10 protein-coding genes are annotated in these 15,427 nt (G+C 56.1%); 7 read left to right on the top strand and 3 right to left on the bottom strand.

Annotated features, from left to right (window positions below; all coding sequences use genetic code 11):
• The first annotated feature begins 2 nt into the window (after positions 1 to 2).
• Positions 3 to 995, top strand: coding sequence for a family 8 glycosyl hydrolase (locus tag JBO43_RS21870; protein ID WP_095283838.1), 993 nt, complete (start codon positions 3 to 5; stop codon positions 993 to 995).
• A gap of 176 nt (positions 996 to 1,171) precedes the next feature.
• Here the strand turns inward: JBO43_RS21870 and bcsG are convergent, their stop codons facing one another.
• From bcsG to bcsE, 3 genes are read right to left on the bottom strand one after another with little or no spacing between them, the layout of a single operon-like run.
• Positions 1,172 to 2,851 (bottom strand): cellulose biosynthesis protein BcsG, encoded by a 1,680-nt coding sequence (gene bcsG / locus JBO43_RS21865; protein ID WP_202675084.1) that lies wholly within the window; start codon positions 2,849 to 2,851, stop codon positions 1,172 to 1,174.
• The gene (bcsF, locus tag JBO43_RS21860; protein WP_095283836.1) at positions 2,844 to 3,038 is read right to left on the bottom strand and encodes a cellulose biosynthesis protein BcsF; all 195 of its coding nucleotides are present in this window, start codon (positions 3,036 to 3,038) and stop codon (positions 2,844 to 2,846) included. The genes bcsG and bcsF overlap by 8 nt, the downstream gene beginning before the upstream one ends.
• Positions 3,035 to 4,597 carry a cellulose biosynthesis c-di-GMP-binding protein BcsE gene (gene bcsE, locus JBO43_RS21855; protein ID WP_095283835.1) on the bottom strand — a complete coding sequence of 521 codons (1,563 nt, stop codon included), beginning with the start codon at positions 4,595 to 4,597 and terminating at the stop codon, positions 3,035 to 3,037. The genes bcsF and bcsE overlap by 4 nt, the downstream gene beginning before the upstream one ends.
• A gap of 175 nt (positions 4,598 to 4,772) precedes the next feature.
• Here bcsE and bcsR point away from each other — a divergent pair, with 175 nt between their 5' ends.
• The 6 genes from bcsR to bcsC are packed head-to-tail and all read left to right on the top strand — an operon-like array spanning position 4,773 to position 15,366.
• On the top strand, positions 4,773 to 4,961 hold the full coding sequence (bcsR, locus tag JBO43_RS21850) for a cellulose biosynthesis protein BcsR (protein ID WP_095283834.1): 189 nt from the start codon (positions 4,773 to 4,775) through the stop codon (positions 4,959 to 4,961).
• An 11-nt stretch (positions 4,962 to 4,972) separates the two neighbouring features.
• Positions 4,973 to 5,725, top strand: coding sequence for a cellulose biosynthesis protein BcsQ (gene bcsQ, locus JBO43_RS21845; protein ID WP_095283833.1), 753 nt, complete (start codon positions 4,973 to 4,975; stop codon positions 5,723 to 5,725).
• Complete coding sequence (gene bcsA, locus JBO43_RS21840; protein ID WP_103947427.1) at positions 5,722 to 8,340, top strand: UDP-forming cellulose synthase catalytic subunit; 2,619 nt, start codon at positions 5,722 to 5,724, stop codon at positions 8,338 to 8,340. The genes bcsQ and bcsA overlap by 4 nt, the downstream gene beginning before the upstream one ends.
• Positions 8,341 to 8,350: 10 nt before the next feature.
• Positions 8,351 to 10,774: a cellulose biosynthesis cyclic di-GMP-binding regulatory protein BcsB gene (gene bcsB / locus JBO43_RS21835; protein WP_202675081.1), complete on the top strand. Its 2,424-nt coding sequence runs from the start codon at positions 8,351 to 8,353 to the stop codon at positions 10,772 to 10,774.
• A gap of 6 nt (positions 10,775 to 10,780) precedes the next feature.
• The gene (gene bcsZ / locus JBO43_RS21830; RefSeq protein ID WP_202675079.1) at positions 10,781 to 11,887 is read left to right on the top strand and encodes a cellulose synthase complex periplasmic endoglucanase BcsZ; all 1,107 of its coding nucleotides are present in this window, start codon (positions 10,781 to 10,783) and stop codon (positions 11,885 to 11,887) included.
• The gene (gene bcsC, locus JBO43_RS21825; RefSeq protein ID WP_202675076.1) at positions 11,869 to 15,366 is read left to right on the top strand and encodes a cellulose synthase complex outer membrane protein BcsC; all 3,498 of its coding nucleotides are present in this window, start codon (positions 11,869 to 11,871) and stop codon (positions 15,364 to 15,366) included. The genes bcsZ and bcsC overlap by 19 nt, the downstream gene beginning before the upstream one ends.
• The last annotated feature ends 61 nt before the right edge of the window (positions 15,367 to 15,427 follow it).

Raw genomic sequence — 15,427 nt, 5'->3', positions numbered from 1 at the left:
TGATGAGAAAACCCGCATGTGCCGCACTGGCGGTCATGATGAGTCTCTGTTTCTCGCCCTTTTCTCAGGCCGGTCAGGCCTGGGAGAGCTATAAGGCACGCTTTTTAATGCCCGATGGCCGCATCGTTGATACCGGCAACGGCAACGTATCCCACACGGAAGGGCAAGGTTTCGCCATGCTGATGGCGGTAACAAGCGACGATAAAGCGGCGTTTGATAAGCTCTGGCAGTGGACGAACAGTACGCTTGCGAACAAAGAGAACGGCCTGTTTTACTGGCGCTACAATCCCGTCGAACCAGACCCAATTACCGATAAAAATGATGCCACCGATGGCGATACCATGATCGCCTGGGCGTTGTTAAAAGCCGACGCCCGCTGGCATGACAAACGCTACAGCGACGCCTCCGATGCCATCACCAAAGCGCTGGTGGCGCATACGGTGATTCGCTATGCCGGGCAACGCGTGATGCTGCCCGGTGCGCAGGGGTTTAACCTCAACAGCGAAGTGATCCTCAATCCCTCGTACTTTATCTTCCCTGCCTGGCAGGCGTTTGCTGATCGTAGCCATCTGCAGGTGTGGCGCGAACTGATCAAAGACGGACAAACGCTGCTCGCAAAAATGGGCTCGGGTAACGCTAATCTGCCGACCGACTGGGTTTCCCTTTCGGCGGGCGGTAAGTTCACTCCCGCCAAAGCGTGGCCGCCGCGCATGAGCTACGATGCGATCCGCATTCCGCTATATGTTCACTGGTTCAATCCGCAAAGCCCGCTGCTTACACCGTGGCGCAGCTGGTTTGGTCAGTTCAGCCGCGAGAAAACGCCTGCCTGGGTGAATGTCACGACCAATGAATACGCGCCATACATGATGGAAGGCGGGCTTTTGGCGGTACGTGATTTGACGATGGGGCAGCCGATGAGCGAACCGGAGATCACAGCGAAGGATGATTATTATTCGGCGAGTCTGAAGATGCTGGTGTGGGTGTCGGGGCAGTAGCTGTTGTGCGCTCTGGTGCCCTCACCCCGGCCCTCTCCCACAGGGAGAGGGAGAAACCGGACTATTCCCTCTCCCACAGGGAGAGGGAGGTTCCTTCTCTCACAGGGAGAGGGAGAAACCGAACAGTCCCCTCTCCCTTTGGGAGAGGGTTAGGGTGAGGGGAAAATGACCGCACCCTACTGCGGATACGGCACCCAATCTCCGCCATTCAACCGAACATACGGCTTATCCTGGTACTGAATCACCACCGCATTGGCGTTTTCAGAGACTGCCGCTGTCTGCGGTAAATCGCTGGTGAGCTGATTCCAGTTCACGCTGTCTTCGACAAACAACTTCCCGTCTACCGCACGTGCCACCAGTTCAGAAATCGCCAGATAGCTGACCGGCTGAGTGATTTCGATTGGTGCGCCCTGATGCGGCGCTTTCATACCGAAGAACTTAATCCCGGCAGGAACGTTGGTAATGGACGGGCTTGGGATATCGCGCAGGCCAGAAACCTGCATTCTGTCGCCTTTCAGCGCGCCACCGTGTTCTGGTACCACCACCACCATCACTCTGCGGCCTGATTTTTCCAGCTCGGTGAAGAATGCATCTAGCTCATCGAAGAACTTCTGCGCGCGAACCTTGTAATCCGCCGTTTTGCTCACGCCCGGATAGTGGTTCCCGTCGTGCAGCGGCAGGGTATTGTAGAAGGTCGCGCTACGGGCGTTATCTTCTTTGCCGACCGTTTGCAGCCAGCGTTGCAGCGTGGCGGTATCGTCATAAACTGGCGAACCATCAAAGCCCAGCAGCGGCACCGGTAGGCCCGTTTGGTCCATCAGCGGCGCATGCATCCCGCCGTTTTCACGCACTTCTTTCAGGAAGTCGCCAAACACGCCGTTATGACCCAGCATCAGGTGCTGAGAGAAGCCCAGTTTTTCGAGGTTATCGAACAGGTAGCACTGGTTGCCTGCAGGCTGATACAGGTTTTTATGCGACGGTTGACCGCAACTGGCGCGCAGCAGACGAATCGCCGCCGGGCCGCTATAAGAGGTCGCTGAGTTAAAATCTTTGAACTGAATATCGAAATGCTTCCACAGTGGATGCGATGCCAGTCCGGCAGCATCCACGTCTGCCCATGACAGGGAGCAGATGTTAATCACCAGCAGCTCAAACGGCTGCGCATCGGCGGGCAATGACGCCGGGAATTTGGTCTGACGCTTATCTTCCGCGTTGTAGAAACTGGAAAGCCAGGCGTTAAGATTGGTGGAGGTCGGCGGCGCAGTCTGTGCCGGAATATCGCCAATCACTGCCGTATCTCCTGCGGTAGCGACCGTTGGTGCCGCACTGCCGCCCGTGGTGGTGACGGTCGTCGTCGGTTGACCCGCAGGCCACAAGGAGAAGCTCGGGCCTGCCAGCGTCAGGACGTTCAGCCAGATCATAATCGCGACCACGAACACCGTGACGCGAATCCACTGCGACAAGAACAGCCACGCAATCAGCAGCACGAAAATAGCGCCAATCATCTGCCAGTTGATAAAGCGCTCGGTCAGATCGAGGAGATAATCGCTGCTAAAGCCCGCAACCTGCGAGCCCTGGCTCATGATACTTTCCGGGCCAGGCAGCCAGGTATCATGCCAGAACAAGCCGAAACCTACCGGGATCGCCACCCAATGGCGCAGACGGTGCAGCTTCAGGTTTGGAATCGGCATCAGCAAAAATGCCATAAACACCAGGTTCAGCAGCGGATGGAAATTGAGATAGCCCGCCCAGAGCAGGCCAAATTTCACCAGAAAGTAGAAGTTCCAGCCGGAAAGGCCGCGCCAGTATTGCCAAAGCGGCGAAGGTGCCGAAGCGGTATAGGTAGAATTAGTCATGTTTTCGGTTTGCCTTGACGTTTGAAGCCCGTTTCAATGTTCCGGCTGATTTAACATAGCGAGGTTTTGCAAACAGCAGTCTCACCGTATCGCGGGTACGGCGTAATGAATGGCGCGCGTAGTAGCCAAGCGGAAAAAAGATAATCGCGCACAAAATCACGAGTTGAATAATGTCAGTGTTGTTCATGATGATGCTCTCTCCTCTGCATCACTCAGTAACCGCAGCGGCTCAGGAACCCGACGCCAGACGTGCCCATCGTGGGTGGCGTTCAGCACCGGTTTGCTGTCGCTCGCGACCAGCAGCGGTTTTCCCCATTGTTCCGGTTCCAGCATTTTCATCTGCACGATTTCGGCGCTGATCAGGTTGTCTTCGAACCAAATCATGCGATTGGAGAAGATATCTCCGGTCGGCAGCGGGAAGATGTGGTTAAGGGCGGTATCAAGGTCGTTGATGCGACAGAAGGATAAAAACAGTACCAGGCGATTATCGCCAATGGTCATGATATCCCCGGTGCGGTTTGGACGGCACAAAGTCAGCGCCTGCTCGATACGGATGCCCGGAACTGGACGCAATGCAACCATCACTCCTTTTCCATCAGCCGGTAGCAGCGTGTTGTTCATCATGTTGCTCACCGCGTCGCAGAACGTATCCCACTTCTGATAGCCGCGCAGTTTTAGCGGCTGCGTCATCGAGAGCAGCGTTGAGATGTCTTCCGGCACATGGCGATTAAACTGTTGGCCCTGGATGCTTTCAATCAGCGTCAGACAGCGAGAGAGCGGGGCATTCCACGGGATGACCATGTTTGCGCCGCAGCCCAGCAGCAGCCGTTCATCGGTGGCGCGCAGGCTGGTGTTGTTCTCGCGTACGACGATTTTCAGCACGCTACCGCGCTGACGGCGCAGGGTATGGATTTGCCGTGCCATCGACTCAATTTGATTATTTTGGGTCAGCGAAAAGACAATCGTGGCGGCCTGCGTGGTGCGGGCTTCATTAAAGAGTGATTCGTTGGTGTCAAACAAAGACCAGTATTCAGAAAGGGCAGGCGCACCTTCTAATACCGCCACGTGGCTCAGAATGCGTTTTTCATCATTGCGTGGCTGGACGACGGTTTCTTCCTGCTGGGCTAAATGCCACTCGCCATCAATATGCTTCAGCGTGAGCTGTTGTCGTGCACTGACGCCTTTTTCATTGCACCAGAAAGCAATATCGTAAAGATGGCTATCAGTCTGATGTCGGATACTGGCAAGACCAAACAGAGAACGATATTCGCTCATTAAAAATGAGAACTGCTTATCATTATTGCTGCCAGGACTGATAACCAACAGCGTGCAATTTTGATCGCGCGCCCATTTATTGACGTTTTCCAGCCACTGTCGCAATTTTTCGATGGATATATTTTGCCATGCGTTATTCGCGCATTTTAGCACCACTAAATAATGATGAGGATCAACGCTACATTGAATATCGCGGGGCAAAAAGTATAGACCATTGGCCTCATTTGGCATGGAAAATAAGCGGACGTTATCCGGCCCTTGTGTATCAGTAAGGCTAATGATTTTGCGGGGATTCTCACCCATCGTCACAACAGCGACTTTTGCGCTTTTCTCTTGCGCTGCAATTGTTTGATTTACCAGGGTTATGGCATCTTCATTGCGATCCGTACTGATCCACCAGACTCCGCCGGCTGGCATGTGGCGCAATTCATCCCATAATGACTGGATACCAACTGAAAATATGGGGTTCACGATGTCCCTCTTTGCGACTAATTTACCTGTATCTCAGTTTACTAGCGAAAGCACAGAAATAAACCTAACATTGAAATTAAAGACCATCAGATTTAGCATATGAATGAATTTTTGTGGGCAGGAAGCCGTGCTACGTCTGTTGTTCGTTTAGATTTAATAAAGGGATGAAACTAAAATGCATAATAACGAACCAGCAATGCCGGTTGATTCTGGCCTTGGTTACACATTCCAAAACGATTTTTTGGCGTTGAGTCAGGCTTTTTCATTGCCTGAAATAGATTACACCGATATTTCCCAGCGAGAACAGCTGGCGGCAGCGATTAAGCGCTGGCCTTTATTAGCTGAATTTGCCCGTCAACAATAAGGGAGCCATTGATGGCCATACTTGGATTACAGGGCATTCGTGGCGGCGTCGGCACCACGTCAATAACCGCCGCGCTGGGATGGGCATTGCAGATATTGGGTGAATCGGTACTGGTGATTGATGCTTGCCCTGATAATTTGCTGCGCATGTCTTTTAACGTCGATTACGATACGTCTGACGGCTGGGCGCGCGCGCTCCTCGACGGTCGGGACTGGCGTGATACCGCCCAACGTTACACTTCTCAGTTAGATGTTCTGCCTTTCGGCCAACTGACCGCCAGTGAAAAAGAGTCGATGTATACTCGCTTTGGCACGCTGGGCTATTTCGCCGATGCCCTGCAACTGTTGCAGGAAAAAAGCCACTACCAATGGATTTTGCTCGATCTGCCGAGCGGATTCTCGCCGCTCACTCGCCAGCTCATTGAACACTGCGATCACACGCTCACCATCGTTAACGCCGATGCCAACTGCCATATTCGCCTGCATCAACAGGTATTGCCGAACGGGGCGCATATTCTGATCAACGATTTACGTCTGAGCAGTCAAATTCAGGACGATTTGTATCAGGTCTGGCTGCAAAGCCAGCGCCGCCTGCTGCCGATGGTGATTCATCGCGATGAAGCTCTGGCCGAATGCCTGGCGTCCAAGCAACCTCTGGGTGAATACCGTAGCGATTCGCTGGCGGCTGAAGAGATCCTCACCCTGGCGAACTGGTGCTTGCTGCACTATACCGGACGCCCGGAGCCCGCTGGAGGGCACCTATGAGTCGGCTGTCCAACTGGTTGCTCATCCCACCCGTTAGCGCACGCTTAAGCGAGCGTTACCATAATTATCGTCGTCACGGTGCGTCCGCATTTAGCGCCGCGCTCGGCTGTTTCTGGATGATTCTGGCGTGGATGTTTATCCCGCTTGAACACCCGCGCTGGCAGCGCATTCGCGCACGTCATCGCGAGTTGTATCCGCATCTTGATCCTGACCGTCCACGGCCTCTCGATCCTGCGCGTTACGCAATTCAGGCTCTGTGGCTGATTGCGAGCAGCCCGAAGCAGGAAAAATCCACACCACGCTGGCGCAGCGCGGGTCGCTTTAAGAATCTGCGTGGTCGTTACCATCAGTGGCTGGAAGATCTGCCGTCGCGCGTCAGCGACCAGACCAGCCATCTGGATAAGCAAAAAGAGCTGGGGCATCTGCACCCCACATTGCGGCGATTTATCCTTGGGGTGATCGTCGTTTTCTCGCTCATTCTGGCGCTGGTGTGTATCACTCAGCCGTTTAACCCGCTGGCGCAGTTTATCTTCCTGATGCTGCTGTGGGGCGTGGCATTGCTGGTGCGGCGTATTCCTGGGCGTTTCTCGGCGCTGATGCTGATCGTGCTGTCGCTGACCGTCTCCTGCCGCTACATCTGGTGGCGCTACACTTCCACGCTGAACTGGGATGACCCGGTCAGTCTGACCTGCGGTTTGATTCTGCTGTTCGCGGAAACCTACGCCTGGATCGTACTGGTGTTGGGCTATTTCCAGGTCGTCTGGCCGCTGAATCGCCAGCCGGTACCGCTGCCAAAAGACACCACGCAGTGGCCGTCGGTGGATATTTTCGTTCCGACCTATAACGAAGATCTGAGCGTGGTGAAAAACACCATTTATGCGTCGCTCGGCATCGACTGGCCGAAAGACAAGCTCAATATCTGGATTCTGGACGACGGCGGTCGCGAGGAATTTCGCCAGTTTGCCGACAGCGTCGGGGTGAAATACATCGCTCGTACCACGCATGAACATGCGAAAGCCGGGAACATTAACAACGCGCTGAAGTACGCCACGGCTGAATTTGTCTCGATTTTTGACTGCGACCACGTGCCGACGCGCTCGTTCCTGCAAATGACGATGGGCTGGTTCCTGAAAGAGAAACAGCTGGCGATGATGCAGACCCCGCACCACTTCTTCTCACCGGACCCGTTTGAACGTAACCTCGGGCGTTTTCGTAAAACACCGAACGAAGGCACGCTGTTCTACGGCCTGGTGCAGGACGGGAACGACATGTGGGATGCCACCTTCTTCTGCGGTTCCTGTGCGGTGATTCGCCGTAAACCGCTGGACGAAATTGGCGGTATCGCTGTCGAAACGGTCACTGAAGATGCGCACACCTCTTTGCGTCTGCACCGTCGCGGCTACACTTCGGCCTACATGCGCATTCCGCAGGCGGCGGGACTGGCGACCGAATCCTTATCGGCGCACATCGGCCAGCGTATTCGCTGGGCGCGAGGCATGGTGCAAATCTTCCGTCTCGATAACCCGCTGACGGGAAAAGGGCTGAAACTGGCCCAGCGGTTGTGTTACGTCAACGCCATGTTCCACTTCTTGTCCGGTATTCCGCGGCTGATCTTCCTGACCGCGCCGCTGGCGTTCCTGCTGCTGCACGCGTACATCATCTTTGCTCCGGCGCTGATGATTGCTCTGTTCGTTCTGCCGCACATGATCCACGCCAGCCTGACGAACTCGAAGATTCAGGGCAAATATCGCCATTCGTTCTGGAGTGAAATCTACGAAACGGTATTGGCCTGGTATATCGCTCCGCCGACGCTGGTGGCGCTGATTAACCCGCACAAAGGTAAATTTAACGTCACCGCCAAAGGTGGCCTGGTGGAAGAGGAGTACGTCGACTGGGTGATCTCCCGTCCGTACATTTTCCTCGTGCTGCTGAATATTGTCGGCGTGCTGGTGGGGATTTGGCGCTACTTCTACGGTCCGGAAAACGAAGTGCTGACCGTGTTTGTCAGTCTCGCGTGGGTCTTCTACAACCTGATTATTCTCGGCGGCGCGGTGGCGGTGTCGGTAGAAAGCAAACAGGTGCGCCGCGCACATCGCGTCGAAATCTCCATGCCAGCGGCGATTGCCCGTGAAGATGGTCATCTGTTCTCCTGTACCGTTCACGATTTCTCCGACGGCGGTTTAGGCATCAAGATCAACGGCAACGCAAAAGTGCTGGAAGGGCAGAAGGTGAAATTACTGCTCAAGCGCGGCCAGCAGGAGTACGTATTCCCGACGCAGGTCGTGCGTGTGTTGGGCAATGAGGTGGGTCTGCAGTTGATGCCGCTGACTAAGAAACAACATATCGATTTTGTGCAGTGTACGTTTGCCCGCGCGGATACGTGGGCGCTCTGGCAGGACAGCTTCCCGGAAGATAAACCGCTGGAAAGTTTGCTGGATATTCTGAAGTTGGGGTTCCGTGGTTATCGCCACCTTGCAGAATTTGCTCCGTCGTCAGTGAAAATTATTTTCCGATCACTTACCTCGCTGGTTTCCTGGGTGGTGTCGTTTATCCCTCGTCGCCCTGAGCGGGATGAGGCGGAACAACAACCGGACCCGGTTATGGCTCAACAATGATGATAACGCGATGAAAAGAAAACTTTCCTGGATGTGTGCTGTGGCGGTTGGGATGAGTGCGCTGCCCGCAATGATGGCTCAGGCAGCGCCTGATAATTCACCTGCACCGACCGTACCAGTCGTCGCGCAAGCGGACGAGGCGGTTGCGACCGCCGCGCCTGCGCAAACTGAAAACGTGGTGCCTAACCAGCCAACTGAGGGTAATACGCTTCCGGGAACGCCGACGGGTGCTCAGGCGGTGGGCCAGGTGATGCCGGGCGTGAAGGGGGCGAACGCACCGATTGTTGCGGATAACACGCCATCGCGTGACGTGAAACTCACTTTCGCGCAGATAGCGCCGCCTCCGGGCAGTATGGTTCTGCGCGGCATCAACCCGAACGGTGGCGTTGAGTTTGGTATGCGCAGCGATGAAGTAGTCTCCAGCGCGCTGCTGAATCTGGAATACACGCCGTCGCCATCCCTATTGCCGGTGCAGTCGCAGTTGAAGGTCTATCTCAACGACGAACTGATGGGTGTACTGCCCGTCACCAAAGAACAGCTGGGACAAAAAACGCTGGCGCAGGTGCCGATCAACCCGCTGTTTATCACCGACTTTAACCGCGTGCGCCTCGAATTTGTCGGCCATTATCGTGACGTCTGTGAAAACCCGGCCAGCAGTACTCTGTGGATGGACGTCGGTCGCAACTCCTCTCTGAGCATGACATACCAGACGCTGGCGGTGAAAAACGATCTCTCCGCGTTCCCAATCCCGTTCTTTGATCCACGCGACAATCGCCCGTTAACGCTGCCGATCGTGTTCGCGGGTTCGCCGGATATTGCCCAACAGCAGGCGGCGACCATCGTCACCTCCTGGTTTGGTTCTCGTTCCGGCTGGCGCGGTCAGACCTTCCCGGTGCTGTTCGACCAGCTGCCGGAAAGAAACGCCATTGTGTTTGCCACCAACGACAAACGCCCGGCGTTCCTGCGCGATTATCCTGAGGTGAAAGGGCCGACCGTCGAAATGATGAGTCATCCTGATAAACCGTATGTGAAGCTGTTAGTGGTCTTTGGTCGTGATGACAAAGATCTGCTGCAGGCCGCGAAGGGTATTGCGCAGGGTAACGTTCTGTTCCGTGGCAACAGCGTTGCCATTGGCGAAGTGAAACCGCTGCTGGCGCGTAAACCTTACGATGCGCCGAACTGGATCCGCACCGATCGCGCCGTGACGTTTGGCGAGCTGAAAACGTATGAGGAACAGCTCCAGTCAACGGGCCTCGAACCTTCAGCGATTAACGTCTCGCTGAATCTGCCGCCGGATCTGTATTTGCTGCGCAGCAACGGGATCGATATCGATCTGAACTACCGCTATACCGCTCCGCCGACCAAAGACAGCTCGCGGATGGATATCAGCCTGAACAACCAGTTCCTGCAATCCTTCCCGCTGACCAGCAGCCAGGACACCAACAAATTGCTGCTGCGCCTGCCGGTACTTCAGGGGCTGCTGGACGGCAAAACGGACGTCTCCATTCCGGCACTGAAACTGGGCGCGGTGAATCAGCTGCGCTTTGATTTCCAGTACATGAACCCAATGCCTGGCGGGTCGGTGGATAACTGCATCACCTTCCAGCCGGTGGCGAACCATGTGGTGATCGGTGACGATTCCACGATCGACTTCTCGAAGTATTACCACTTTATCGCCCTGCCGGATCTGCGCGCGTTTGCCAACGCCAGCTTCCCGTTCAGCCGCATGGCAGACCTGTCTGAAACCATTGTCGTGATGCCAAAAACGCCAAACGAAGGCCAGGTCTCGACGCTGCTCGATGCGATGGCGTCCGTGGGTGCGCAAACCGGATTACCGGCGATTAACGTTACCTTGACCGATGATGGCAGCCAGATTCAGGGCAAAGATGCCGACATCATGGTCATCGGCAACATCCCGGATAAACTGAAAGACGACAAACGTATCGACCTGCTGGTCCATGCAACCGAATCCTGGGTTAACACGCCGTTGCGCCAGACCGACTTCCCAAGCATCATGCCGGATAAGGCCGACCGCGAAGCCAGTGTTCAGACTAACGTCAGTTCACAAGGCCCAATGGCGGCGATTGTCGGCTTCCAGTCTCCGTACAACGATCAGCGCAGCGTTATCGCGCTGCTGGCGGACAGCCCGCGTGGTTATGAATTGCTGAATAGCGCAATGAATGACAGCGGCAAGCGTGCCGCCATGTTTGGTTCGGTGTCGGTGATTCGTGAATCCGGCGTCAACAGCCTGCGCGTCGGCGATGTTTACTACGTCGGTCACCTGCCGTGGTTCGAGCGCCTGTGGTATGCCCTGTCCAACCACCCGGTGCTGTTAGCGATATTCGCGGCAATCAGCGTTGTGCTGTTGGCGTGGGTGATGTGGCGTCTGCTGCGCATCATCAGCCGTCGTCGTCTGCATTCGGATCGTGAGTAACGGGCAATGAAAGCGTTTCGCTGGTGTGTGATGGCAATTCTGGTAATGGCGGCGGCGAACGTTCGCGCCGCCTGCACCTGGCCGGCCTGGGAGCAGTTTAAGAAGGACTACATCAGCGAAGGCGGGCGCGTCATTGATCCCAGTGACGCGCGCAAAATCAGCACCTCCGAAGGGCAAAGCTACGCACTGTTCTTTGCCCTCGCGGCGAACGACCGTAAGACCTTTGATCTTCTGCTCGACTGGACGCGCGACAACCTTGCACAGGGCGATCTGAGCCAGCATCTTCCCGCCTGGCTGTGGGGACAAAAAGAGAAAAACAGTTGGGCGGTGATCGACAGCAATTCGGCATCAGACGCCGATATCTGGATTGCCTGGTCGCTGCTGGAAGCGGGGCGTTTATGGAAAGCGCCGGACTACACCGCCACCGGAAAAGCGCTGCTCAAGCGCATTGCCCGCGAAGAAGTGGTCAAAGTGCCTGGACTGGGTTTAATGTTGCTGCCCGGTAAAATCGGTTTTGCCGAAGAGACTTCCTGGCGCTTCAACCCAAGCTATCTCCCGCCACAGTTGGCGAACTATTTCACCCGTTTTGGCGCACCCTGGACCACGCTTCGTGAAACCAATTTGCGCCTGCTGCTGGAAACCGCGCCAAAAGGGTTCTCACCCGACTGGGTGCAGTATCAAAAAAATAAGGGCTGGCAGCTGAAGCCAGAAAAAACGTTTATCGGCAGTTACGATGCGATTCGCGTGTATCTCTGGGCGGGCATGTTGCACCACCGGGACCCGCAGAAAGCGCGACTGCTGACACGTTTTAAACCCATGACCACGCTTACAACGAAAAAAGGCGTTCCGCCGGAGAAAGTCGATGTCGCCAGCGGTAAAACCACGGGTGATGGCCCGGTCGGTTTCTCTGCTTCGCTGCTGCCGTTTTTACAGGATCGCGACGCACAAGCGGTACAACGCCAGCGCGTGGCCGATCGTTTTCCCGGTAACGACGCCTATTACAGCTACGTGTTGACTCTGTTCGGACAAGGATGGGATCAGCACCGTTTTCGCTTTACCGCAAAGGGTGAATTACACCCTGACTGGGGCCAGGAATGCGCAAGTTCTCATTAAGTTTACTCAGTTTATCGCTCGGCTTAACGCTGATGCCGCTGGCGCAAGCCGCCAATTCTCCGCAACAGCAACAGCTGCTGGAACAGGTTCGTCTCGGCGAATCGACCCACCGCGAAGATTTGGTTCGCCAGTCGCTGTACCGTCTGGAGCTTATCGATCCGAATAATCCAGATGTGATCGCCGCGCGTTTCCGCTATTTGTTGCGGCAGGGCGATAACGCCGGAGCGCAAAAAGAGTTAGACCGTCTCAAAGGGCTGGCCCCGAGTTCCAGTGCCTATAAATCCTCGCAAAATGCGATGCTGCTCTCGACCCCGGAAGGGCGTCAATCGTTGCAACAGGCACGCCTGCTGGCGACGACTGGCCATACGCAGGAAGCCATCGACGCGTACGACAAAATGTTTGCCGGGAATCCTCCTGACGATGCTCTGGCGACAGAATACTGGACGGTGGTCGCGAAAAATCCGTCTCGCCGTAGCGAAGCGATTGACCATCTCCGACGCCTCAACATCAGTAATCCTGGCAACACGGATCTGCAAAACACGCTGGCGCAGCTGCTGTTCCAGAGTGGACGCCGCGATCAGGGGTTTGCTGTGCTTGAGCAGATGGCAAAATCGAATTCCGGGCGCGAAGTGGCCTCCAGCCTTTGGTATCAGCAGATCAAAGATCTTCCCGTTAGCTCGGCCAGCGTTAAAGCATTGCAGGATTACCTGCAGGTGTTCAGCGCGGGCGATAACGTGACCGCCGCGCGTTCGCAGCTTGAAGCCCAACAAAAACAGCTGGCCGATCCGGCCTTCCGCGCCAAAGCCGAAGGGCTGGCCGCCGTGGAAGCAGGAAAAGGTGGCGCAGCGGTTTCGGACCTGCAACAGGCGGTCAGCGCTAACCATGCCGACAGTGAAGCGGTGGGCGCACTCGGACAAGCCTATTCTCAGCGCGGCGATCGTGCCCGCGCGGTGGCGCAGTTTGAAAAAGCGATCGCTCTCGATCCGCAGAGCGACAATCGGGGTAAATGGGACAGTCTGCTGAAGGTGAACCGCTACTGGCTGCTGATCCAGCAGGGTGATGCGGCGCTGAAGGCGAACAATGTTCCACAGGCGGAACGCTACTATCAGCAGGCGCGTAATATCGACAACACCGACAGCTATGCGGTGCTCGGCCTCGGTGATGCCGCCGTGGCGCGCAAAGATAACGCTGCCGCCGAGCGTTTTTATCGTCAGGCCTTGCGGATGGACAGCGGCAACAGCAATGCGGTGCGCGGGCTGGCGAATATTTATCGCGCCGAATCGCCCGAAAAAGCCGACCAGTTTATCCGCTCGCTTTCTGCCAGCCAGCGCCGCAGCATCGATGATATCGAGCGCAGCCTGACCAACGACAGATTATCTGCCCAGGCGGAACAGCTGGAAAATGAGGGCAAATTTGCGCAGGCAGCCGAAATTCAGCGTCGTCGTCTGGCGCTTTCTCCGGGCGATGTGTGGATAACCTATCGCCTGTCGCGCGATCTCTACAGCGCCGGGCAGCACAGCCAGGCGGACACGCTGATGCGCCAGCTGGCCAGCCAAAAGCCCGCCGACCCTGAACAGGTTTATGCCTACGGGTTATACCTCTCCGGCAACAGTCAGGATCGCGCCGCGCTCGCGCATCTGAATACCCTCCCACGCGAGAAGTGGAACGGCAACATTCAGGAACTGTCGGACAGATTACAAAGCGATCAGGTGCTGGAAACGGCCAATCGCCTGCGTGATAGCGGCAAGGAGCACGAGGCGGAAACGCTATTACGCCAACAGCCGCCGTCCACTCGTATCGAGCTAACGCTGGCGGACTGGGCGCAACAGCGTGGGGATAACACCTCGGCGAAAGCGGCGTACAACGCCGTCCTGCAACGCGAAGCGCAAAACGAAGACGCGCTGCTGGGTCTTGCGGAAGTCTATATCGCGGAAGGCAACAAAGACGCGGCCCGCGCTGAACTGGCGAAACTGCCGGCCGGACAGAACGGCGAAGCGCCATCGATCAACATGCAGCGCCGCGTGGCGCGAGTGCAGTCCGATCTCGGCGATACTGCCGCTGCGCAGCAGACCTTCAACAAAATTATTCCGCAGGCGAAATCGCAGCCGCCGTCGATGGAAAGCGCGCTGGTCCTGCGCGATGCGGCCAACTTCCAGGCGCAAAGCGGTCAGCCGCAGCAGGCGCTGGATACTTACAAAGATGCGATGGTGGCCTCTGGCGTCACCACGACGCGACCGGCAGATAACGACAGCTTTACCCGCCTGACGCGTAATGACGAAAAAGACGACTGGCTGAAACGCGGCGTGCGCAGCGATGCGGCCGATCTCTACAAGCAGCAGGATCTGAATGTCACCCTGCAACATGACTTTTGGGGTTCGAGCGGAACGGGTGGCTATTCCGACCTGAAGGCCCACACCACCATGCTGCAGGTGGACGCGCCGCTGTCGGACGGGCGGATGTTCTTCCGTAGCGATATGGTGAACATGGATGCCGGTTCGTTTGATACCAAAGATGGCACCTACGATCCGAAATGGGGTACCTGTGCGGCGACGCCGTGCAGCGGCAACACCAGCCAGAAACAGAACGGCGCAAGTGTGGCCGTGGGCTGGCAGAATAAAACCTGGGAGATGGATATCGGCACCACGCCGATGGGCTTTGACGTCGTCGATGTGGTTGGCGGTCTGAGCTACAGCAACGATCTCGGCCCGATTGGTTACACCCTGAATGCCCATCGTCGTCCTATCTCCAGCTCATTGCTGGCCTTTGCCGGACAAAAAGATCCCAATACCGGCACCACCTGGGGCGGCGTGCGCGCTACGGGCGGTGGCGTGAGCGTCAGCTACGACAAAGGCGAAGCCAACGGCGTCTGGTCAAGTCTGAATATGGACTCTTTGCAGGGCAAAAACGTTGAGGACAACTGGCGTATCCGCTGGATGACCGGCTATTACTACAAGCTGATCAACGACAATAACGAGCGCCTGACGGTGGGCGTATCAAATATGCTCTGGCATTACGATAAAGACCTGAGCTCTTATTCTCTGGGACAGGGCGGCTATTACAGCCCGCAGGAGTACGTCTCCTTCGCGCTGCCGGTTACCTGGCGTAAACGCACGGAAAACTGGTCATGGGAGCTGGGCGGTTCGGTCTCCTGGTCGCATTCCAAAACCAAAGACGGGATGCGCTATCCGATTCAGGGTCTGATTCCGAACGATAACTACGATGCGAACGATGAGCTAATGTATTCCGACAAGAAAGAGCCGGAAAAAGGCAGCAGCTCGTCCGGAACCGGCTATACCGCGCGGGCGATTATCGAACGTCGCGTGACGTCGAACTGGTTTGTCGGTCTTGGTGTTGATATCCAGGAGGCCAAAGATTACACCCCGAGCCATGCGCTGATTTACGTGCGCTACTCTGCGGCGGGCTGGCAGGGCGATATGGACTTGCCTCCGCAACCGCTTATCCCTTACGCGGACTGGTAACGGAATTATCCATAATAGAATTCTTAGCCTCTCTTAAAAGCGCCGCAATCGGGTATACTCT

Source organism: Lelliottia jeotgali (assembly GCF_016771845.1).
In the GTDB taxonomy this organism is placed as follows: Bacteria; Pseudomonadota; Gammaproteobacteria; order Enterobacterales; family Enterobacteriaceae; genus Enterobacter; species Enterobacter jeotgali.
The sequence above is the reverse complement of the archived record's forward strand: the minus strand, read 5'-3'. Positions and strand labels throughout refer to the sequence as shown.

What these genes read in the sequence shown, in the direction of transcription:
- JBO43_RS21870 (WP_095283838.1), top strand. Translation starts at nt 3, where the DNA reads ATGAGAAAACCCGCATGTGCCGCACTGGCGGTCATGATGAGTCTCTGT.
- bcsG (WP_202675084.1), bottom strand. Translation starts at nt 2,851, where the DNA reads ATGACTAATTCTACCTATACCGCTTCGGCACCTTCGCCGCTTTGGCAA.
- bcsF (WP_095283836.1), bottom strand. Translation starts at nt 3,038, where the DNA reads ATGAACAACACTGACATTATTCAACTCGTGATTTTGTGCGCGATTATC.
- bcsR (WP_095283834.1), top strand. Translation starts at nt 4,773, where the DNA reads ATGCATAATAACGAACCAGCAATGCCGGTTGATTCTGGCCTTGGTTAC.
- bcsQ (WP_095283833.1), top strand. Translation starts at nt 4,973, where the DNA reads ATGGCCATACTTGGATTACAGGGCATTCGTGGCGGCGTCGGCACCACG.
- bcsA (WP_103947427.1), top strand. Translation starts at nt 5,722, where the DNA reads ATGAGTCGGCTGTCCAACTGGTTGCTCATCCCACCCGTTAGCGCACGC.
- bcsB (WP_202675081.1), top strand. Translation starts at nt 8,351, where the DNA reads ATGAAAAGAAAACTTTCCTGGATGTGTGCTGTGGCGGTTGGGATGAGT.
- bcsZ (WP_202675079.1), top strand. Translation starts at nt 10,781, where the DNA reads ATGAAAGCGTTTCGCTGGTGTGTGATGGCAATTCTGGTAATGGCGGCG.
- bcsC (WP_202675076.1), top strand. Translation starts at nt 11,869, where the DNA reads ATGCGCAAGTTCTCATTAAGTTTACTCAGTTTATCGCTCGGCTTAACG.